Genomic DNA, 18,877 nt, shown 5'->3' with positions numbered 1-18,877 from the left:
CCTAAGGATCCGGCCGCCTCGCGTCTCGTGGTTATCCGGCTTGAAAGTAGGCGCCTTTGAGGTAGTCGTGCACGGCGTCCTCCGACACCCGGAACGAACGACCCACCCGCACCGCGGGCAGCTCACCGGAGTGCACCAACCGGTACACCGTCATCTTGGACACGCGCATGGCCGTGGCGACTTCCGCCACGGTCAGGAACTTCACCTCGGCGAGCGGCTGCTCACCACCGGACTTCTTTGATGCCATTGCGCACCGCACTTCCAGCACGGATCGTGCGCCGGCTTCCCCTCCGGCACCTCCGTCCGTGCATGCAACGAGCGTAGTGGCTGTTGGTACGAATGGGAAAGAGGGGGACTCCTGTGACTCGACCGGGGCGGTCGGGCGGGGAAGTTTTTCAGTAGGTGGGATCCAGACCGAGCAACGGGAAGCTGATGTCGCGGGTCGCCTTGATCGAGCGATCCAGCCAGGTGTCCGGGTTGTAACCGGTCGACCAGTCCGAGTACGCCGCGTCCCGGCCGTCCGTCATCCGCAGCGGCGCGACTCGCGCGAACCGCGCCTGGATGTCCTCCCGCCATGACTCCGGCACCGGCGTCGACGGGTCGATCGGGTTGCCCGCGACGATCGCGAGCAGGTGGCTCCAGGCCCGCGGCACGACGTCGAAGATCGCGTACCCGCCACCGCCAGTGGCGACCCACTTGCCGCCCGCGACCTCATGCGCGAGGTCATGCAGCGCCAGGTACGCCGCCCGCTGGCCGTCGACCGTCTTGGTCAAGTGGGCCAGCGGGTCCTCCACGTGGGAGTCGCACCCGTGCTGCGTCACCAGCACCGACGGCTGGAACGTACGCACCACCTGCGGCACGATCGCGTGGAACGCCCGCAACCAGCCGGCATCCCCGGTCCCCGGTGGCAGTGGGATGTTGACCGACGTACCCTCCGCGTTCGGCCCGCCCGTCTCCGCTGCACTCCCGGTGCCAGGGAACAGCGTGGTGGGCGACTCGTGCAGGCTCACCGTCAGCACGCGCGGGTCGTCGTAGAACACGGTCTGTACGCCGTCCCCGTGGTGTACGTCGACATCGACGTACGCGACCCGCTCGGCGCCGTGGTCGAGCAGCCACTGGATCGCGATGGCAGGGTCGTTGTAGACGCAGAAGCCGCTCGCAGCGGCAGGCATTGCGTGGTGCAGGCCGCCGGAGATGTTGGCGGCGTGCAGTACGTCGCCCTCCCAGACAGCCCGGGCCGCCTCGACGGACGCGCCGACCACGTGCGCGGACGCGTCGTGCATGTCGGCGAAGCAGTACGTGTCCTCGGTGCCGAGGCCGTGGTCCGGATCGGGCTCGTCCGGGTCCTCGCCCGCGCGTTTGACCGCGGCGATGTACTCGGCGGTGTGCACGGTCCCGATCAGCGCATCGTCGGCGACCGGCGCCGGTACGACCTTCAGTTGGTCGAGGACGCCGAGCGCGCGGGCCAGGCGGACCGTCAGGTCCACCCGGATCGGACTCATCGGGTGACCATGGCCGAAGTCGTACGCCGTCAAACCGTCGTCGAAGACCAGCATCGCCTCACCACTCATGTCCCCGACCTTAGCCGTCAGCGCTGTGGTACGGGTTTCCCGAACCTGGCGTTGAGCCGGTAAGCGCCACCGCGGGCATGGAAGACCGACATCGCCAGCACACCGGCCAGGGCGGCGACCAGGGCCGTCGCCAGGTGCTCGCCGGGATGCGCCCACCAGGCCAGCAGTCCGGCGATGACGAACGCTCCCACGCCGCCGACCGCGTTGCGGACCGGCGAATTGCCGGTCAGGTTCGGGTACTCCCGGGCGGTGATGCCGAGGACGAAGTGCGGAATCCCGTTCGTCCCCATCAGCCCGGCCAGGAAGCTCAGCACGAGTGCCTGCGTCATGGTCCACCTCATTTCGGTCTACGTGTGTTGACTGAAATCTAGGCGGCGATCGGCGACTGAGTCAACATGCGTAGACTGAACGGCGTGACGACTCGGGCCGCGCAGCGGCGGCAGACGGAGGAGCGGATCCTGGCGGCGGCCCGCCGGTTGTTCGGCGAGCACGGGTACGAACGGACCACGATCCGCGGGATCGCCGAGGCGGCGGGCAGTGACGCCGGGCTGGTGATGCGGTACTTCGGGTCCAAGGAGAAGCTGTTCGCCCAGGCCGCGTCGATCCCCCCGGACGGGCCGATCGAGGGCGCGCCGGACGAGATCGCCGGGCAACTCGCGGCCGGGTTGGCGGCGAAGCTGGCCGAGGAGCCGGCGGCCGCGCTGGCGGCGATGCGGGCGATGTTCAGCCACCCCGAGGCCGCGGCCGAGGTGCGGGCGGCAATGACGGCCCAGCAGCGTCAGGTCGCCGATCAGTTGCCAGGCGAGGACGCCGTACTGCGCTCCGGAGTCATCGGCGCGCTGATCCTCGGCCTGGTGATCGGTCGCCACCTGGTCAAACTCGAAGGCCTCGACGCCACGCCCGAAGCCCTCCTCGAGCTCGCCACCCCGCTCCTGACCCAACTAGCCGAAGGCTGAGCCACAGCAGCCGCACCTCGCGAGGGTTGCCCGGTCGGCCTCGGCCAGCCGGCGTACCTCCACGGTCTTGCGACCGTCCTCACCCGCCGGCTGCGGCGGCTCGAACCGTTCTCCGCGGCGGCGCGGTGCGGAAGCAGGCGGCGCGGCACCCCTCCAAGGTCGCGCCGGCCACTTCCGCAGGGATCGGTCCAGGCGAACGGTCTATCGCTGCCGGACTGCAAGGTGTTACAGGATTTGCAGGATGCTGCAAATCACGCTCTGTTGCGGTTGCAGAGGGCTACGACGGGCGGTCTAGTCCTGTATTCTGCTCACTTTGCCCAGGCGGCTGCAAGTTGTTGCAACGTTTGAGCATCGGACTTGCGCTGAGTAGCCGTGAGGCCGCACAGTTCCGTCCCGTGAGGAAGTCCGTGAGCTCGATGAGACCCAATCGACGGCAAATCTTCACGGCGGGGGCTGCAGTGGCTGCCTCGACCGTGGCCGTCTCCACAGTGACCGCTACCGAGGCGTCCGCAGTCGACAGCGGGCCGTACGGCTCCGGCGTACTCGGGTCCTGGGCCGGGTCGACCAAAGCCATCTCGACGGCGACGCAGATCCAGCGCACCCGCGAGACCAACGGGGTCTACATGTTCGGCGACAGCATCTCCGTCCAGGACGGGAAGTCGCTGGCAATCCGGCTGCTGGGCCGGGACGGCAGCCAGCTGGCCGTGCACAACTGGTCCAGCCGGCCCACGTCCGGCGCGGTCGACGCGTTGCAGCAGTGGGCGGCGACGTACGGACTGCCGCGCCGGATCCTGATGGCGAGCGGGTCGAACGACATCTTCGACCCGCCGAAGTTCGCGGCGCAGGTCGACCGGGCGATGAGCATCGTCGGCTCGACCCGCACGCTGTACTGGGTCAACATGCAGGTCGTGCGCAAGTCGGTCACCGCGACGATGCAGCTCGCCGACCAGCGCAACAGCTCGTGGCTCAACATGCAGCTGTACGACGCCCAGGAGAAGTACCCGAACCTGCACATCATCCGCTGGGCCGAGTGGCTCTGGGTGAAGCCGTACCGGCTGCTCAACTACCTCCGCGACGGTGTCCACCCGACGGTCCCGCTCGGCCAGGACGCCCGCAACGAGCTGATCGTCCAGGCGCTCACGCAGCGTTGAATTCCTTCCCCCACCGCCCCGGTCGATGAGCTACCCTGATGCTGTGAACACGAACTTGCAGCTGTGGTGGGCCGCCTAGGGCGGTCACCCAAGCGTGTGTTCACACGCATCCATGAGGCCGCCTCGCCGAGGCGGCCTCTTTCATGTCCTCGGTGGGGCCCACACACCGAAGGGCACGACAATGACATCGCTATCCGGCATCACCCCGTCCGGCCGCCTGACGCTGGGCAACCACCTCGGCGCCCTGCGCCGGTTCACCGACCCCGACGGGTTCTACTTCGTCGCGAACCTGCACGCAATGACGACCAAGCACGATCCCCGAAGACTCGCCGCGCTGACGCGGGAGTTCGCCACCCTGATGCTCGCGGCGGGCGTCCCCGACGGCACCGTGTTCGTCCAGTCCGACGTACCCGCGCACGCGCAACTCGCCTACCTGCTGGAATGCACGTCGTACGTCGGCGAGCTGTCCCGGATGATCCAGTACAAGGAGAAGGGCAAGGGCCGGCCGATGACCCGCGCCTCGCTGTTCACCTATCCGTGCCTGATGGCGGCCGACATCCTGCTGTACGGCACGAAGCAGGTCCCGGTCGGCGGTGACCAGGACCAGCACGTCGAGCTCGCCCGGGACGTCGCGATCCGCTTCAACCGCGAGTACGGCGAGACGTTCGTCGTACCGCAGCTGGCCAAGGCGGTCCTGGCGACCCGGGTCAAGGACCTGGCGAACCCGACCACCAAGATGAGCAAGTCCGACAGCGACGACGCGATCGGCACGATCCGGCTGCTCGACCCGCCGGACGTGATCCGGCGGCAGATCATGCGAGCGGTGACGGACTCCGAAAACGAGGTCCGGCACGACGAGGCGGCCAAGCCGGGTGTCACCAACCTGCTCGAGATCCTGGCTGCCTGCACCGACGGCGATCCGGTCGCGCTGGCGGCGTCGTACTCGTCGTACGGCGCCCTCAAGCAGGACGTCGCGGACGCCGTGCTGGCCGTCATCGAGCCGCTGCAGAAGGAGTACGCGCGGCTGGCGACCGATCCGGGGGCGATCGACCACCTGCTCGCTCAGGGCTGCGATCGGGCGATCGAGGCGAGCACCCCGCGACTCCAGGCGGCGGTGCGTGCGATGGGGCTGACCGGGGCGGCCCCGGCGGAGGCGGGTTTGGCAGGATCGGCGCCATGAAGATTCGCGCCGCCACCTTCAACATCCGCAACTCGTCCGCGCCGGACGGCGACAACGCCTGGCCGGTACGGCGGGATGCGGCAGTGGCGGCGATCGAGCAGCTGGACGCGGACGTGGTCGGGTTGCAGGAAGTGCTGCCCGACCAGCTCGAGTACCTGCGCTGGCGGTTCTCGCGGTACGAGATCGTCGGCGTGGGCCGGGACGACGGGATGAGCGCCGGCGAGCACTCCGTCGTCCTGGTCCGGCCGGGTGACTGGCGTGTGGAGAAGCACGAGACCCGGTGGCTGTCCGACGACCCGGGGACGCCGGGTTCGGTCGGCTGGGACGCGGACCTGACCCGGATCGCGACGCTGGTCTGGTTGCGGCACCGGAACGGCACCACGATCGGTGTCGCGAACACGCACTACGACCACGCCGGCGAGGTCGCGCAACTGCAGTCGTCGCGGCTGATCGCCCGTTGGGTCGCCGGTTCGCTGCCGTGGATCGTGATGGGCGACCTGAACGCGACCCCGGACTCGCCGCCGCTCAAGGCGTTGACGAGCGCCGGGCTGCGGAACGCCGTACCGATCGAGGCCGGTGGGAGCTGGCACGACTTCACCGGCGCCGAGGACGGCGACCGCATCGACCACATCCTCGTCACCGAGAGCTGGAAGGTGGTCGACGCGACCGTGTCCCACGTCCGCCCGGGCGGCCGGCTGCCGAGCGATCACTGGCCGGTCGTCGCGACGCTAGAGCTTGGCTAGCACCTCTTCCCGCAGACGCTCGAGGGCTTCGAAGCGACGGTTGCCGGTGCCGAGGAAGGAGTCCGGGACGAGCAGTTCGTCGATCCCGGCGGCCGGGTACTGCGCGACCGTGTCGAGCACCTCCTGCGCCGACCCCATGATCACGTGGCCGCCCCGGCTCTCGAGTCGCTCCTTGCGCTCGATCGCCTCGGTGTCCCCCGGTACGACGACCTCCAGCATCGTCTGCGCGGACCGCCGTACCGACTTCGGATCGCGGCCGATCTTCTCGCAGTGCCTGGCGAACACCTCGCCCTTGTGCGCGGCCAGCTTGGGGTTGCCCCAGTGGTTCACGATCCCCGCCAGCAACGCCAGGCACTCGTTGACGGGAACCGACAGGTCGTCCCCGTTCTGCATGAAATGATCCGCCACCCAAACACCGTGCCACCCGGTCCGCTCGGCGTACTCAGCGCCTTCGAGCACTTCCCGCCAAGTCCTGGACGCCGCAGGCCACAAAGAAAAGTCCATGCGGCGACCCTACGGTCAGACGATGTGCCAGCGGATGAGGAATGCGCCTACGGACAGGGTCAGGTAGGTGAGGACGAGGAGGGTGCCGATGCCGGGGCGGGGACGGTGGCGGCGGGGCGGATGGTTGGCCGCTTCGGCGCGGATGGCCTGGATGACTGCGCCGACGTACGCGGTGCGGTCCTTGGGGATGCCGTTGATCTCGCTCTCGTCCGGGCCGCGGACCAGGACGACGTTGTCGTCGCCGACCTCGATGCGGTCGACGTCCTGCCAGGAGACGCTGCGGATGAGCATGCTGGTGCGCGCCTTCAGGCCGGTCGGGGTCAGCATCACCCGGTACAGCACCACGCCGCCGGCCACCCGGACGACGGAGGCGCCGATGATCGTGAGCAGGCCGACCGCGAGCATGTCGCGGGCGCCCATCCACAGCCAGGAGTTCAGCGCCGGCACAGCGACGAACGGAGTGACGAACAGCGCCCACGCCCACCACGGAGCCGGGTCCAGCGGCACCCGCCACGGCAGCTCCGGCACGCGTACGGCGCCTTGCTCTGGGGCTTGCTCCGGGGCTTGCTCGGAGGCGACCTGCTCCGGGGCGATCGGTGTGGGGGCAGCGCTGAGGTGCTCGGGGCTCTCCTGCTCCGAACGATTACTCATGGGCGGGACCATAGTCGACTCATCCCTTGAACACGGCAGGAAACTGCGGCGCCAACAATAACGCCAGCCGTGCCGCAGGTGTTATTCGGCGGCGAGCGCGCGGGAGCGGTTGCGGGCTGCCTCGATCGCGGAGAGGAACGCCGCGCGGACCTTGTGGTCCTCCAGTTCGCGTACGGCGGCTGCCGTCGTACCACCCGGGGACGTCACGCGCTCGCGGAGCACGGTCGGGTGCTCACCGGTCTCCCGCAGCAGCTTCGCGGAACCGACCACGGTCTGTACGACGAGCTCGGTCGCGGTGCCGCGCGGCAGGCCCATGTGGACGCCGGCCTCGATCATCGCCTCGACCACGAAGAACAGGTACGCCGGACCCGACCCGGAGATCGCGGTCACCGCGTCCTGCTGCTTCTCCGGCACCCGCAGAACCCGGCCGGTCGCGGCCAGCAGGCTCTCCGCCAGCTCCAGGTGGCTCTCGTCGCAGTGCGCGCCGCGGGAGATCGCCGCCATCCCCTCGTCGACCAGCGCCGGCGTGTTCGGCATCACCCGGACCACGGCGACACCCTCCGGCAGCCGCGACTCGATGAACCCGGTGGTGACACCGGCCGCCATCGACACCACGGTCTGCGACGCGTCGACCGCCGGGGCGATCTCGCTGAGCAGGTCCGACATGTCCTGCGGCTTCACCACCAGCACCAGCGTCTCAGCCTTGGCGGCCGCGTCCACGTTGGACACGACGTCCACGCCGTACCGCTCCCGCAACTCGGCGGCCCGCTCCTCCCGGCGCTCGGTGATCAGGAGCTCCTCCGGTCGCCGCCCAGCCCGAATCAGCCCGGACAGCAACGTCTCCCCCATCACCCCGGCCCCAAGAATGGCCACCTTGCTAGTCATACCCTCAGCCTACTTATCCCCGCCGTCGGAGCCCCGAGCCCCGCCCACCAGCCGGACGAGCTCCCCCACGCGCCCACTACGCGCGCTCCTACGTCGCCCGCCCGCGGCGTGCTGCAAACCACATCGCGACGCAAGGCAGCACGGGTTCCGACGCACCCACGTACGTCACCTACTCCGGCTGTCCCGTGTGCGCGGCTGCCGCTCCCGTCAAACGACCGTTGCCTCGGCCAACGGTCGGCACCCCACAGACCGAGCTGGTGGATGGGCGCATCGGGCGGAGGGTTGGGGCTACTTCTTGCTGATGAGGGAGCGGGCGAAGAACTGGAGGTTGGCGGGGCGCTCGGCGAGGCGTCGTACCAGGTAGCCGTACCAGTCCTCGCCGTACGGGATGTAGACGCGGACGGTGTGGCCCTGGGAGACCAGGCGGAGCTGCTCCTCAGGGCGGATGCCGAAGAGCATCTGGTACTCGTAGCTGCCGGGGCGGCGGTTGGCGCGGTCGGCGAGGGAGCCGGCGATCGCGATCAGGCGCGGGTCGTGCGAGGCGATCATCGGGTAGCCGGCGCCGTTCATCAGGATCTTCGTTGCCCGGACGTACGCCTTGTCCACGGCGCGCTTGTCCTGGAACGCGACCGACTCCGGCTCCTTGTACGCGCCCTTGCACAGCCGGACCCGGGAGCCCGCGTGCGCGAGGTCGCGGCAGTCGGCCTCGGTACGGCGCAAGTAGGCCTGCAGCACCGCACCCGTCTCCGGGAAGTCCTGGCGGAGCTCGCGCAGGATGCCCAGCGTGGAGTCGGTGGTGGTGTGATCCTCCATGTCCAGCGTGACCGTCGTACCGGCGTTGCGGGCCGCGAGGCAGATGTTCCGCGCGTTCTCCAGCGCGATCTTCTCGCCCTCACCGGGCAGCGCCTGCCCGACCGCGGACAGCTTGACGGAGACCTCGGCGTTCTTCGTCAGGCCGACGTCCGACAGTTGCCGGAGCAGCTCGAGGTACGCCTCGACGGTCGCGGTCGCGGCAGCCAGGTCGGTGACGTCCTCACCGAGGTGGTCCAGCGTGACGTTCAGGCCGTTGCTGACCAGCTTCTCGGTGGCCAGCACGGCCTCCGGAGCGGTCTCGCCGGCCACGAACCGCGCGACGATGCCACTGGACACCGGAAGCGACGATACGGCCTTCTTGATCTGGGGGCTGCGGGACATGCCCAGCAGTACTCGCCGAAGCACTACGTGTTCCTCCTCATCAACCCACCCGGCCCCAATTGCCAGTGGTGTCAGCAGGTTACGCGCCTGAATCCAACCCGCCCTAATCCTGTGTCCAGCACCACACCACCACCCCCACTGGTCCGATTACACCCCGTACCCACACCCCCACAAAAGCCCCCACGCCCCACGAGAGCCCCCACGCGTCCTGCTCCGCCCGCTCGTACGGCACGTGCTACGCCTGGCGCTCCCACCCACCCCCCTTCGCGCGGCTACCGCCACTCCTTCAACCGCACCGCGATCCCGCCGCCCGCAATCCGTCGACGCGCGCCGCTCCGCGTGCTCCTACGTCGCCCGCCCGCGACCCCGCTGCAATCCCCGTCAGCCGGAAGACCTATCGGACCTCCTCAATCAGGTCGACCGCTTCATCCTCCAGTACTTACCTCGCAACGTCGCAAGAAAGTCGTAGCGGACTCCCGCTCCATCTTGTGAGAAGCGACGGCTCGACGCACTTTCAGTGACCGGCGGCTTTTCGGCTCTGTTCGGCGCGTTCTTTGCGGATTCGCTTGAGCCGTTCGTTCACGGTTGCGGGGTCCTCGTCCTCGCTAAGGTCCACGGACGTGTCGGCGATTGCCTGGTACTGACGTTGGCGGCGGGCTTCGCGGTACGCCAGGAGGTCGCACAGCAGGATCTTTCGTCGGTTGCCGATTCGCTCGCAGGCGAGCTCGCCGGCGTCAATGAGGCGGATCACCGTCGGCCGGCTGACCCCGAGAAGATCGGCGGCTTGCTGGGTCGTGAGCTTCGGCATCGTCGGCGAGATCGTGACTGCCTTGCCCGCCGCCAATGCGGCCACCGCTTGCACCAGGACCTTGTGGAGCGCTTCGGGGAGCTCGATCTGGTCATGTTCCTCGGCGCCGACGAGCAGGTATCGCGCCTGGAGTCGCCCGCGCCTCATGGTTTGGTGGGCGTCCAGGAAACTGGCGACCGACGCCAGCTGCTCCTGCTCATCGGGCAGGTAGGTCTGCGACTCGAGGAACTCGGCAGTCATGGGCCCTCCGTGAGCGAACGTTGCGAACGTGGTTTCGGAACGTTCGAATATGGCTGCATGGGCTGGGGCAATCAAACAAGCTCTGCTCAACCGGTGCGGGTTCAACAAGTCCAGTTCTCATGCCGTCCGCCCGTTGCCAGATGCAACCTCCGCTGGTGGGCCGACACCAAGACCTCGAGTAGGCGACCCAACCACCTGGAAGTGGAAGGAGCGGCGGTAGTCGCGCAAGAAGGGTTGGAAGCGCCCGGCGTAGCGGACGGCGTAGGAGCGGGCGTGGCGGGGCGCGTGGGTTGGATCGGGTGGCGTGCAACCTGGTGGGTCGGGGCTTCCGTCTTGAGGGGGAGTTGGAGAGTGGAGGAACCAGATGGCGGAGCGGGACCGGGAGTTCGTCGAGTTCGTCGAGGCGGCGGGTACGTCGTTGCGGCGGACGGCTTACCTGGTGAGCGGGGATCGGCACCGGGCGGACGACATCGTTCAGGACGCGCTCTACAAGCTGTACCTGGCTTGGCCGAAGGTGCGGCGGACGGGGAACCCGTTCGCGTACGCCCGCCGGATGGTGGTCAACGTGGCGCACGACGGGAAGCGGCGGCCGTGGCGGCGCGAGGTTTCGATCGCCGACGTACCTGACCGGGTGGAGCGGGACGACTTCGCCACCGGGTACGCCGAGCGGAACGAAGTACTCGAGGCACTGCGCGGGCTGGCGCCGCGGCAGCGGGCGTGTGTGGTGCTGCGGTACTACGAGGACCTGTCCGTCGAGCAGACCGCGGAGATCCTGGGGTGCTCGGAGGGCACGGTGAAGAGCCAGGCGGCGCGCGGCCTCGACACTCTCCGCAAGGCGATCGACCTGGCGCGGCGGACGAGCCGGGCGTTGTGAAGGAGAGCGAGATGGATGACGTACGCGAGGTCCGCGCGGAACTGCAGAGGCTGGCCGAGGCGGAGGCGCTCGAGCCGTTCGACACCGACGGGCTGCTGGCCCGGGGTCGTCGCGGGCGGCGGCGCCGTACGGTGCTGGCCGCAGGTGCGGCGATCAGTGGCGTGGCGGTGGTCGCGCTTGTCGTGAGTCTGATCCCGGGTGGCAGCGTGGCCGACAAGGAGCCGGGGTTTGCCGGCGATCAGAATCAGAACTCCCAGTTCGAGGCGGTGCCGGGGATCGAGCGCGGGGAGGCGGCCGCCGGGCAGACGATCACGAAGGAAGAGGCGGTACGGCGCTGCGCTCTGCGCTACCCGGACCACAAGCAGGCGCTGCAGGCAGCAGGCTCGGTGAAGGCCGGGAGCACGGCGATGTACGCGTTCGAGATGGGTGCGAGGTTCGCGGCGTGCACGATTCCCGGCGGCGACAAGCCGAAGGCGGAGCTGGTCGCGGCGGCCGAGAAGGAACCGTTGCCGACGACCGCTGCCGGCCAGCTGCGGAACTGCTCGGTGCAGCTGTGGGTCGACCTGACCGGGTGGCGCGTGATGGCGGCGGATCAGTCGGCGCGACTCGGTACGACGGTGCTCGTCGCGATCTCGCCGTCCGGGAAGAAAGCGGTCGCGTGTGAACTCGCACCGCGTACGGCCGGTGAGCCCATGCCGGGGGCGACCCCGTTCCTGACGTTGAACGCGCTCGGGGACAAGGACCCGGTGCTCACGCCTGGCAAGGGCGCCAAGCACGCTGAGCTGTTCGTGGCGAGCGGCGGGGGTGGGGGGCACTGCCCCGGGACACCGTGCACGAAGCAGTACAACTACACCGGCTGGGGACGGGTGTCGTCGACGGCGACCAAGGTCCGGCTCGAACTGGGACCGGGTCCGACCCACGACGTCGAGGTCGTCGACGGGTGGTTCGCCTTCACGTGGTTGAGCCCCGGCCCGGCGACCAAGGTGTCGGCGCCGAAACTTACGGCGTACGACAAGGCGGGGAAGGTCGTGAAGGTCATCCGATGAGGGTGGAGGCCGTCATGAACAGGCCGAGGCCCAACGCAAGCACAGCCGCGCCAGCCCCCTTCGGCCGCTCACCCGGAGGGGGCCCACCCGGCCACCCCCGCCCATGCGGATCAGTCCAAACCTGCTGGTTGGGGTCGGGCGACGGGCTGTGGCTCATGAGACTCCCCACTGGATTCACAAGTAGCCCCATGAATACCAGCCCCACCGGTCCACCCGAGCCAGCTCCGGTTGCGTGGGGGATTCAAGCGGTGCGGCGGCGGAGGGTGGCGGCTCCTAGGCCTAGGGCGGCGAGGATGAAGGCTATTACCACCAGGGCGTCCGCGCCGGCGCCCGCGCCGAAGCCGTTGCCTTGGGCAACTCCGGTGACGGCGTCGACGGCGTAGGACAGCGGCAGTACGTCGCTGATCGCGTGCAAGACCGCAGGCAGTTGGTCGCGCGGCACCAGCAACCCGCACAACAGGAGCTGCGGAATCATCACCGCCGGCATCATCTGCACCGCCTGAAACTCGGTCGCCGCAAACGCACTCGCAAACAACCCGAGCGCCGTACCGAGAACACCGTCGAGAACCGCAACAACACCCAACTGCCAAGCAGACCCGCGGATATCCAAATCCAGCGCATAAAGCGCAATCGAAACCACGACCACCGCCTGTACGACGGCAATCAGCGCAAACGCAACCGCATACCCCAGCAGGAAATCCAGCTTCCCCATCGGCATCGTGAAGAGTCGCGACAGCGTCCCCGTGGACCGTTCGCGCAACGTTGCGACCGACGTGACGACGAACATGATGATGGACGGGAACACCGCAAGCAGCGGCCCGCCGATTCGGTCGAACACCATCGGCGAATCGGTGAACATCCACCACATCAGGCTGACCAGCAATGCCGGCAGCACGATCAGCATGGCGACGGTGCGATGGTCGCGGCGAAGCTGCGCGAGGACCCGCGCGGCGACGGCCATGGTGACTCGGAGCGTCATCGCGCACCTGCCTTCCGTTCGATCAGGGTGAGAAACACCTGCTCGATGTCGTCGGTGCCAACCGAGTCGAGCAGCGCCTGTGGAGTGTCGTCGGCCAGCAGGTCGCCATCGCGCATCAACAGAAGGCGATCGCAGCGCGAGGCCTCGTCCATCACGTGACTCGAGACGAGCAACGTCGCTCCGTCATCCGCCAACGTGTGGAAGAGCTGCCACAGATCCCGCCGGAGCACCGGGTCCAACCCGACCGTCGGCTCGTCGAGGACCAGCAACTCGGGACTCCCCAGCAATGCCGCGGCAAGCGAGGCGCGCGACTGCTGCCCACCGGACAGCCGATCCACCCGCACATCAGCGTGCGAGCGCAGATCCACCGCATCGATCACGCGATCCACGTCATCGCTCGACACCCCGAGCACGGCGGCGTAGAAGCGCAGGTTCTCGGCGACGCTGAGATCGCCGTACACGCTGGGCTCCTGGGTCACGTACCCGATCCGCCCGCGCAGCTTGGGCGCGCCGGCGGGCTCGCCGAGTACGGCGATGTCGCCGGTGACCTTGGCCTGGAGTCCGACGATCGCCCGGATCAGCGTGGTCTTGCCGCAGCCGGACGGACCGAGCAGCCCGGTCACCGTCCCGGTCCGGAGGTCGAACCCGACCCCGTGCAGGACCTCCCGGTCGCCGCGGACCACCACGACGTCCCGGCAACTCACCGCGTTTTTCATCATGTGATGAATTTAGCGCGCAACGAGACCCGGCCGCAAGGGGTCAGATCAGCGCGAACCCGGTGGCGTCGACCAGCGGCGCCAGGTCCGGGTCGCCGTACCGCTGCCGCATCGCGCCGAACGTGATGACCTTGTCCGCACCCCACCGAGCGACCACGGCCGCGTACGTGTCACCCGAGACGAACACCGGCGGAGTCCGCTTGCTGTGGAACTTGTCGGCGTACATGACGAGCTCCTCCTCCGGCGTACTGGGCACGTAGTCGCCCACCGGGATCGGCAGCCCCTGCCGCAGTACGTCGTCCCGCGTGATCCCAACGCCCGTGTGCCGGGAGCAGAAGCGACTCAGCTCATCCGGAAAGCCGAGCCCATGCAGGAGCGAGTGCCCCAGTACTGGGCGCGTGCGACCGATGCAACTCGCGGATCTCGCGATCCGACGGAATCTGCATCAGCCGGTCAGGTGCAGCTGCAGAACCGGCGCCAGCCGATCGATCAGGACGGCCAGGTCAGTGGACGCGACCGGCTCGAGACCGACCAGGTAACGAGCCATCGCGACCCCAATCAGCTGCGTGGCGACCATCGTGACGCGAAGCTGCGCGTCAGGTACGTCGAGGGCGCGCGAGACCGGCCCGATGATCATCTGGGTGATGCCCTCCCGCATGATCCGGGAGACCTCGTCGCTGGTCACCACGCTGCGGAAGATCGCCTTCATCCGCTGCTGCCCCTCGGCCGACTCCCAGACACCGAGGAACACGGTCGCGATCCGGCGACCGAGCTCCTCAGGTGGGCCGTCGAGGATCCGCGCGGCGATCTGCCGGGGGTCGACCGGGATCGCCATCGCCTCGATGAACAGCTCGTCCTTGCTGTCGAAGTAGTGGTGCACGAGCGCCGCGTCCACCCCGGCCTCGCGGGCGACGCCGCGGATCGACGTGCCGTTGAAACCCTTGTCCGCAAAGGACGCCCGGGCCGCGAGCAGGATCTCGCCACGGGTGTCCGGTCCCCCCGGCCGACGGCCCGGGCGTCCGTTGCCGGTGCCACGAGCGGCCGAAGCCTTGCCTCCGGTCGACGACCGGGTCATGTGGTGAGCTCCGAGATCTCCCCTTCCGGGGTGACGGCGAACGACGAGCGCCGGGACGTGCGGACGAAGTGCTTGCGGGTGAACTCGAGCGACTCGACCAGGTCGACCTCGCGCTCGGACCGGCTGGTCGCGCGGCGGGTGTTGATCTCGATGATGATGTGGCCGCGGAAGTCCTGGTTCGCCAGGCCGTTCAGCAGATCGGCGGCGCGCTGGGTGCCGCGACCGGGCACCAGGTGCTCGTCCTTGGCCGAGCCGGTGCCGTCGGTCAGGTGGATGTGGGTGAGGCTCTTGCCCATCGTCGCCGCGAGCTCGACGCAGTCCTGCTCGGCGGTCGACGAGTGCGACAGGTCGAGGGTGGTGTGCGCGTAGTCCTGCTCGGTCGGGTCCCAGCTCGGCGCGTACGCCTGCAGGCCCTTGCCGGGCGCACGCCACGGGTACATGTTCTCGACCGCGAAGATCACGCCGGTCTCTTCCTCGAGCCGCGCGATCCCCTCGACGAACCCGCGCGCGTAGTCGCGCTGCCAGCGGAACGGCGGGTGTACGACGACCACGTCCGAACCGAGCTCCTTCGCGGCCTCGGCGCTGCGCTCCAGCTTCCCCCACGGGTCGGTGCCCCAGACCCGCTGCGTGATCAGCAGGCAGGGCGCGTGAATCGCCAGCACCGGCAGCTGGTGATAGTCGACCAGCCGCTGGACCGCGTCGATCTGGGTGCTGAGTGGATCGATCCCGACCATCACCTCGACGCCGTCGTACCCGAGCCGGGCAGCCAGCTCGAACCCGCTCGCCGTCGACTCGGGGTAGACAGACGCGGTCGACAGGCCGATCCGGGCGGTCTTGCTGGTGCTCATCTGGTGCCTTCGCGGTGGTTCGTCAGGGGTGGTGCTTCATCGGGGTTGCAACTGGTCGAGCCGGGACAGGATGACACCCTCCCGCAGCGCCCACGGACAGACTTCGAGCGCGGGCAGGTCGAACAGGTCCATCACGGCGTCCGCGACCAGGGCCCCGGCGAGCAGCTGCGCCGACCGGCCGACCGAGACCCCGGGCAGCTCGGCCCGCTCGGCCGCCGACATCTTGGTCAGCTTCGGCATCCACTCGGCCAGGTCGTCCCGGCTCAGCGTCCGCGGCACGTACTGCCCCTCGTCCGACGGCGCCGCGCCGCAGATCCGGGCCAGCGACCGGAACGTCTTGCTGGTGGCGACCGAACGTTGCGGCTTGCCGGCCCGTAGCACGTCACCGGCCACCGCGGCCATCTCCATCCGGATCCGCTTGCGCAGCGCCCGGACCTCGTCCTTGTCCGGCGGGTCGTTGGTCAGCCCCTCGCGGGTCAGCCGGCCGGCGCCGAGCGGGGCCGACACCGCGACGGTCGGCTCCTCGTCGGACCCGGCCGCGATCTCCAGCGAGCCGCCTCCTATGTCGTACACCGCCAGGCGACCCGACGACCAGCCGAACCAGCGCCGTACGGCGAGGAACGTCAGCCGGGCCTCGTCCTCACCGGTCAGCACCTGCAGCTCGATCCCGGTCTCCTTGCGGACCCGGTCGAGCACCTTCTCGCCGTTCGGCGCCTCGCGCAGCGCCGAGGTGGCGAACGCGAGCACCGACTCGCAGCCCTTGTCCTCGGCGAGCTCGGACGCCTCCTTGACGAACGACACCAGCCCGTCGGAGCCCGAGTCGGCGATCTTGCCGTCCTTCTCCAGGTACTCGGCGAGCCGCAACTCGGTCTTGTGCGAGTACGCCGGCAGCGGCGCTGCACCACGGTGAGCGTCCACCACGAGCAGGTGGACGGTGTTGGATCCCACGTCGAGTACGCCGAGCCGCATACCCTCACGCTACTGGACCGGTGTACTTCGGGCCTTATCCGGAGTCGGCGTTCACGCTTACCCACCGAAGGCGCGTACGCTTTCCAGGTGCCTGAGGTTTCGCTCGATTTTCCCCGCGCCTGGGTCGAGTTCGTCGACCCCGAAGACCCCGACCAGGTCTTCCGCTGCGACCTGACCTGGCTGACGTCCAACTGGACCTGCATCTTCGGTGGTGGTTGCCGCGGCATCTACAAAGGCCGTCCGAACGACGGCTGCTGCACCCTCGGCGCGCACTTCTCCGACGAGGACGACGAGAAGCGGGTCAAGGGTTACGTCAAGGAGCTGACCAAGGAGGACTGGCAGTTCCGCAAGGAGGGCCGGAAGAACGGCTGGGTCGAGACCGACGACGACGGCGACCGCAAGACCCGGGTCTGGGACGGCGCCTGCATCTTCCTGAACCGGCCGGACTTCCCTGGTGGCGGCGGGTGCGCGCTGCACGGGCTGGCCCTGAAGAGGGGTGTGCACTTCGTCGAGACCAAGCCGGACGTCTGCTGGCAGCTCCCGATCCGCCGAACCTTCCGCGAGGTCGAGCGCCCGGACGGGACGTCGTACACGGAGGTCGGCATCGGTGAGTACGACCGGCGCGGCTGGGGGCCGGGCGGACACGACCTGGACTGGTACTGCACCGGAAACACCGAGGCCCACATCGGCGTCGAGGCTGTCTTCGAGTCCAGCAAGGTCGAGCTGCAGACACTGATGGGCCACAAGGCGTACGACGTGCTCGCCACCTACTGCCGTGAGTACCTGGAAGCCGGTCGGCTGCTGCCGCACCCGGCCTCTAAGTGATCTTGCCGTTCTCCACCAGCCAGCTGACGCCGGACAACGCGGCGTCCAGCGCGCTGTAGCGCGGGCGGAAGCCGAGTAGGCGCGCAGCCTTCTCCATCGAGCAGTGCGGGCTGTGCGCGATGTGGTCGTAGGTGGCCGCGGCGTCGTTCTCGGACACGGTCTGTCGCCACTCGTCCCAGGGCAGGAACGTCAGCCGCACCTCCTGACCGAACCAGGTGGCGACTCCTGCGGCGTACCCACGCAGTGTCATCGCGCCCTCCGCGACCGCGTGGAAGCTCTCGCCGACCGCGACCGAGCGGTTCCGCAGCGCGGCGAGGAACATGCCGGCCACGTCCGCGGCGTGCACGTGCTGGACTGTCTCCAGGCCGAGGTTCGGCAGCGCGAGCTCGTCGCCGTGGGCAAGCTTTTCGTACACGCCGAGGTCGAGGTTGCCCGCCGGGTTGATGGGCGTCCACCCGGGACCGCTGATGTGACCGGGGTGGATCAGCGTGGCCGGGAGCCCGTCGCGGCGCGCGCAGTCCAGCAGGTACCGCTCGATCGCCGCCTTCTGGATGCCGTAGTCGCCGAACGGCCGCCGCGGCGTGTCCTCCCGCGTCGGCACCAGCTCGCTCGGCCCATGCACCCAGACGGTGCCGCAGTGCAGCAGATGCTGGACCTTCCCACGCACAGCCTCGGCCAGCTGCCGTGCGCTGTCCTCGGTGAAGCAGATCAGGTCGATGACGACATCCGGCTGCAAGTCGGCGACACGGTCGCCGAACGTGCCAGCGGCATCCTCCGCAGCGCGGTCCACGGCGATCTGCTCGACTCGGTTCCAAGCACCGTCCGACTGGTACGGCGATCGCTCACCACGACTGAGTACGACGACCTCGTGCTCGAGCCGCACCAGCTCCGGCACGAGGTAGGTGCCGATGTGCCCGGTTCCGCCGACGACAACTGTGCGCATGGGTAGACCCTATCTGCGTGTCGCGACACCCCCAGGTCCGCGACTGTCGGTGATCGGGGCCAGAATGACTGGCATGCGTCTTGATCATCTTTCGTACGCCTGCGGGCCCGACGGGTGCGAGGCGACGCTCGAGCGGCTGTCCGCACAACTCGGCGCGGAGTTCGTCGACGGCGGGGTGCACCCGCGGTTCGGCACCGTGAACCACGTCCTCGCCTTGGAGAACGACCGCTACATCGAGGTGGTCGACGTCCTCGACCACCCGGCGTCGGACAAGGCGCCGTTCGGCCAGGCGGTGCGCGCCCGCAAGCAGTTGGGTGGCGGCTGGCTCGGCTGGGTGGTGGCGGTCCGCGACATGCAGCGGATGGAGCAGCGCCTCGGCCGGCACGCGGTGCCCGGCAACCGGCACCGGCCGGACGGGGTGAACCTGACCTGGCGGCAGATCGGCGTGAAGGGCCTGATCTCCGACCCGCAGCTGCCCTTCTTCGTGCACTGGGACGACCTGACCCAGCACCCGTCGGTCGGCGGCAAGGGCATCAAGCTGACCGCGCTGGAGATCGCCGGCGACCCGGTCCGGGTCACCGACTGGATCGGCCATCCGGCCGACCACCTGCTCGACGACCTCGAGGTCGACTGGCGTCCGAACGGTCAGCCCGGTCTCGTCTCCGCGGTCTTCGAGACTCCGAGCGGGACCGTCCGGCTGTAAAGCGCCGTACCTCTTG

General features: G+C 68.9%; 23 protein-coding genes. 8 read left to right on the top strand and 15 right to left on the bottom strand.

The window, feature by feature from the left end:
- Positions 1 to 31 precede the first annotated feature (31 nt).
- From AB0H36_RS41150 to AB0H36_RS41140, 3 genes are all read right to left on the bottom strand, one after another.
- Positions 32 to 247, bottom strand: a complete 216-nt coding sequence (locus AB0H36_RS41150) for a helix-turn-helix domain-containing protein (protein ID WP_132209923.1) — start codon at positions 245 to 247, stop codon at positions 32 to 34.
- 148 nt (positions 248 to 395) lie between these two features.
- Entirely contained in the window at positions 396 to 1,571 is a 1,176-nt protein-coding gene (locus tag AB0H36_RS41145; protein WP_360536295.1) for an acetoin utilization protein AcuC, read from the bottom strand.
- Between the two features lie 17 nt (positions 1,572 to 1,588).
- Complete coding sequence (locus tag AB0H36_RS41140) at positions 1,589 to 1,900, bottom strand: hypothetical protein (RefSeq protein WP_360536293.1); 312 nt, start codon at positions 1,898 to 1,900, stop codon at positions 1,589 to 1,591.
- Positions 1,901 to 1,984: 84 nt separating this feature from the next.
- On the opposite strand from AB0H36_RS41140, the gene AB0H36_RS41135 reads away from it, so the two are divergent.
- The 4 genes from AB0H36_RS41135 (at position 1,985) to AB0H36_RS41120 (ending at position 5,601) form a co-directional block, all read left to right on the top strand.
- Complete coding sequence (locus tag AB0H36_RS41135; protein WP_360536291.1) at positions 1,985 to 2,527, top strand: TetR family transcriptional regulator; 543 nt, start codon at positions 1,985 to 1,987, stop codon at positions 2,525 to 2,527.
- Between the two features lie 458 nt (positions 2,528 to 2,985).
- Positions 2,986 to 3,678 (top strand): hypothetical protein, encoded by a 693-nt coding sequence (locus AB0H36_RS41130; RefSeq protein ID WP_360536289.1) that lies wholly within the window; start codon positions 2,986 to 2,988, stop codon positions 3,676 to 3,678.
- 181 nt (positions 3,679 to 3,859) lie between these two features.
- Positions 3,860 to 4,858: a tryptophan--tRNA ligase gene (gene trpS, locus AB0H36_RS41125; RefSeq protein WP_360536287.1), complete on the top strand. Its 999-nt coding sequence runs from the start codon at positions 3,860 to 3,862 to the stop codon at positions 4,856 to 4,858.
- Positions 4,855 to 5,601, top strand: coding sequence for an endonuclease/exonuclease/phosphatase family protein (locus AB0H36_RS41120; RefSeq protein WP_360536285.1), 747 nt, complete (start codon positions 4,855 to 4,857; stop codon positions 5,599 to 5,601). The genes trpS and AB0H36_RS41120 overlap by 4 nt, the downstream gene beginning before the upstream one ends.
- On the opposite strand, the gene AB0H36_RS41115 is transcribed toward AB0H36_RS41120, so the two are convergent.
- The 5 genes from AB0H36_RS41115 to AB0H36_RS41095 form a co-directional block, all read right to left on the bottom strand.
- Entirely contained in the window at positions 5,587 to 6,105 is a 519-nt protein-coding gene (locus AB0H36_RS41115; RefSeq protein WP_360536283.1) for a hypothetical protein, read from the bottom strand. The genes AB0H36_RS41120 and AB0H36_RS41115 overlap by 15 nt on opposite strands.
- Before the next feature lie 15 nt (positions 6,106 to 6,120).
- Positions 6,121 to 6,756 carry a hypothetical protein gene (locus AB0H36_RS41110; RefSeq protein ID WP_360536281.1) on the bottom strand — a complete coding sequence of 212 codons (636 nt, stop codon included), beginning with the start codon at positions 6,754 to 6,756 and terminating at the stop codon, positions 6,121 to 6,123.
- Between the two features lie 81 nt (positions 6,757 to 6,837).
- Positions 6,838 to 7,641, bottom strand: coding sequence for a pyrroline-5-carboxylate reductase (gene proC / locus AB0H36_RS41105; RefSeq protein WP_360536278.1), 804 nt, complete (start codon positions 7,639 to 7,641; stop codon positions 6,838 to 6,840).
- 288 nt (positions 7,642 to 7,929) lie between these two features.
- Positions 7,930 to 8,859 carry a proline dehydrogenase family protein gene (locus AB0H36_RS41100; RefSeq protein ID WP_360536276.1) on the bottom strand — a complete coding sequence of 310 codons (930 nt, stop codon included), beginning with the start codon at positions 8,857 to 8,859 and terminating at the stop codon, positions 7,930 to 7,932.
- Positions 8,860 to 9,349: 490 nt separating this feature from the next.
- Positions 9,350 to 9,883, bottom strand: coding sequence for a helix-turn-helix domain-containing protein (locus AB0H36_RS41095; RefSeq protein WP_360536274.1), 534 nt, complete (start codon positions 9,881 to 9,883; stop codon positions 9,350 to 9,352).
- 364 nt (positions 9,884 to 10,247) lie between these two features.
- Between AB0H36_RS41095 and AB0H36_RS41090 the strand changes: the two genes are divergently transcribed.
- Entirely contained in the window at positions 10,248 to 10,757 is a 510-nt protein-coding gene (locus AB0H36_RS41090) for a SigE family RNA polymerase sigma factor (protein WP_360536272.1), read from the top strand.
- Between the two features lie 11 nt (positions 10,758 to 10,768).
- Positions 10,769 to 11,803, top strand: coding sequence for a hypothetical protein (locus AB0H36_RS41085; protein WP_360536270.1), 1,035 nt, complete (start codon positions 10,769 to 10,771; stop codon positions 11,801 to 11,803).
- 241 nt (positions 11,804 to 12,044) lie between these two features.
- Here the strand turns inward: AB0H36_RS41085 and AB0H36_RS41080 are convergent, their stop codons facing one another.
- The 6 genes from AB0H36_RS41080 to AB0H36_RS41055 all read right to left on the bottom strand — a co-directional run bounded on the left by AB0H36_RS41080 (position 12,045) and on the right by AB0H36_RS41055 (position 16,390).
- On the bottom strand, positions 12,045 to 12,764 hold the full coding sequence (locus tag AB0H36_RS41080) for an ABC transporter permease (protein WP_360536268.1): 720 nt from the start codon (positions 12,762 to 12,764) through the stop codon (positions 12,045 to 12,047).
- A 14-nt stretch (positions 12,765 to 12,778) separates the two neighbouring features.
- On the bottom strand, positions 12,779 to 13,501 hold the full coding sequence (locus tag AB0H36_RS41075; RefSeq protein ID WP_360536266.1) for an ABC transporter ATP-binding protein: 723 nt from the start codon (positions 13,499 to 13,501) through the stop codon (positions 12,779 to 12,781).
- Between the two features lie 40 nt (positions 13,502 to 13,541).
- On the bottom strand, positions 13,542 to 13,766 hold the full coding sequence (locus tag AB0H36_RS41070; protein WP_360536264.1) for a hypothetical protein: 225 nt from the start codon (positions 13,764 to 13,766) through the stop codon (positions 13,542 to 13,544).
- Between the two features lie 177 nt (positions 13,767 to 13,943).
- Positions 13,944 to 14,573 (bottom strand): TetR family transcriptional regulator, encoded by a 630-nt coding sequence (locus tag AB0H36_RS41065; protein WP_360536262.1) that lies wholly within the window; start codon positions 14,571 to 14,573, stop codon positions 13,944 to 13,946.
- Positions 14,570 to 15,421: a sugar phosphate isomerase/epimerase family protein gene (locus tag AB0H36_RS41060; protein ID WP_360536260.1), complete on the bottom strand. Its 852-nt coding sequence runs from the start codon at positions 15,419 to 15,421 to the stop codon at positions 14,570 to 14,572. The genes AB0H36_RS41065 and AB0H36_RS41060 overlap by 4 nt, the downstream gene beginning before the upstream one ends.
- A gap of 36 nt (positions 15,422 to 15,457) precedes the next feature.
- On the bottom strand, positions 15,458 to 16,390 hold the full coding sequence (locus AB0H36_RS41055) for a Ppx/GppA phosphatase family protein (RefSeq protein WP_360536258.1): 933 nt from the start codon (positions 16,388 to 16,390) through the stop codon (positions 15,458 to 15,460).
- Between the two features lie 87 nt (positions 16,391 to 16,477).
- On the opposite strand from AB0H36_RS41055, the gene AB0H36_RS41050 reads away from it, so the two are divergent.
- On the top strand, positions 16,478 to 17,215 hold the full coding sequence (locus tag AB0H36_RS41050) for a hypothetical protein (RefSeq protein WP_360536256.1): 738 nt from the start codon (positions 16,478 to 16,480) through the stop codon (positions 17,213 to 17,215).
- On the opposite strand, the gene AB0H36_RS41045 is transcribed toward AB0H36_RS41050, so the two are convergent.
- Positions 17,208 to 18,158, bottom strand: a complete 951-nt coding sequence (locus AB0H36_RS41045; protein ID WP_360536254.1) for an NAD-dependent epimerase/dehydratase family protein — start codon at positions 18,156 to 18,158, stop codon at positions 17,208 to 17,210. The two genes, AB0H36_RS41050 and AB0H36_RS41045, sit on opposite strands and share 8 nt — an antisense overlap.
- A gap of 73 nt (positions 18,159 to 18,231) precedes the next feature.
- Here AB0H36_RS41045 and AB0H36_RS41040 point away from each other — a divergent pair, with 73 nt between their 5' ends.
- Complete coding sequence (locus AB0H36_RS41040) at positions 18,232 to 18,861, top strand: VOC family protein (RefSeq protein WP_360536252.1); 630 nt, start codon at positions 18,232 to 18,234, stop codon at positions 18,859 to 18,861.
- Positions 18,862 to 18,877 lie beyond the last annotated feature (16 nt).

Origin of the sequence: Kribbella sp. NPDC050820 (assembly GCF_040653975.1) — a bacterium.
Taxonomy (GTDB): domain Bacteria; phylum Actinomycetota; class Actinomycetes; order Propionibacteriales; family Kribbellaceae; genus Kribbella.
The sequence above is the reverse complement of the archived record's forward strand: the minus strand, read 5'-3'. Positions and strand labels throughout refer to the sequence as shown.

Bases quoted from the DNA above. Each gene is read 5' to 3' on its own strand.
- AB0H36_RS41080 (WP_360536268.1), bottom strand. From the start codon at position 12,764: ATGGCCGTCGCCGCGCGGGTCCTCGCGCAGCTTCGCCGCGACCATCGC.
- AB0H36_RS41145 (WP_360536295.1), bottom strand. From the start codon at position 1,571: ATGAGTGGTGAGGCGATGCTGGTCTTCGACGACGGTTTGACGGCGTAC.
- AB0H36_RS41085 (WP_360536270.1), top strand. From the start codon at position 10,769: ATGGATGACGTACGCGAGGTCCGCGCGGAACTGCAGAGGCTGGCCGAG.
- proC (WP_360536278.1), bottom strand. From the start codon at position 7,641: ATGACTAGCAAGGTGGCCATTCTTGGGGCCGGGGTGATGGGGGAGACG.
- AB0H36_RS41110 (WP_360536281.1), bottom strand. From the start codon at position 6,756: ATGAGTAATCGTTCGGAGCAGGAGAGCCCCGAGCACCTCAGCGCTGCC.
- AB0H36_RS41140 (WP_360536293.1), bottom strand. From the start codon at position 1,900: ATGACGCAGGCACTCGTGCTGAGCTTCCTGGCCGGGCTGATGGGGACG.
- AB0H36_RS41055 (WP_360536258.1), bottom strand. From the start codon at position 16,390: ATGCGGCTCGGCGTACTCGACGTGGGATCCAACACCGTCCACCTGCTC.
- AB0H36_RS41120 (WP_360536285.1), top strand. From the start codon at position 4,855: ATGAAGATTCGCGCCGCCACCTTCAACATCCGCAACTCGTCCGCGCCG.
- AB0H36_RS41095 (WP_360536274.1), bottom strand. From the start codon at position 9,883: ATGACTGCCGAGTTCCTCGAGTCGCAGACCTACCTGCCCGATGAGCAG.
- AB0H36_RS41075 (WP_360536266.1), bottom strand. From the start codon at position 13,501: ATGATGAAAAACGCGGTGAGTTGCCGGGACGTCGTGGTGGTCCGCGGC.
- AB0H36_RS41060 (WP_360536260.1), bottom strand. From the start codon at position 15,421: ATGAGCACCAGCAAGACCGCCCGGATCGGCCTGTCGACCGCGTCTGTC.
- AB0H36_RS41090 (WP_360536272.1), top strand. From the start codon at position 10,248: ATGGCGGAGCGGGACCGGGAGTTCGTCGAGTTCGTCGAGGCGGCGGGT.
- AB0H36_RS41115 (WP_360536283.1), bottom strand. From the start codon at position 6,105: ATGGACTTTTCTTTGTGGCCTGCGGCGTCCAGGACTTGGCGGGAAGTG.
- AB0H36_RS41045 (WP_360536254.1), bottom strand. From the start codon at position 18,158: ATGCGCACAGTTGTCGTCGGCGGAACCGGGCACATCGGCACCTACCTC.
- AB0H36_RS41150 (WP_132209923.1), bottom strand. From the start codon at position 247: ATGGCATCAAAGAAGTCCGGTGGTGAGCAGCCGCTCGCCGAGGTGAAG.
- AB0H36_RS41065 (WP_360536262.1), bottom strand. From the start codon at position 14,573: ATGACCCGGTCGTCGACCGGAGGCAAGGCTTCGGCCGCTCGTGGCACC.
- AB0H36_RS41040 (WP_360536252.1), top strand. From the start codon at position 18,232: ATGCGTCTTGATCATCTTTCGTACGCCTGCGGGCCCGACGGGTGCGAG.
- trpS (WP_360536287.1), top strand. From the start codon at position 3,860: ATGACATCGCTATCCGGCATCACCCCGTCCGGCCGCCTGACGCTGGGC.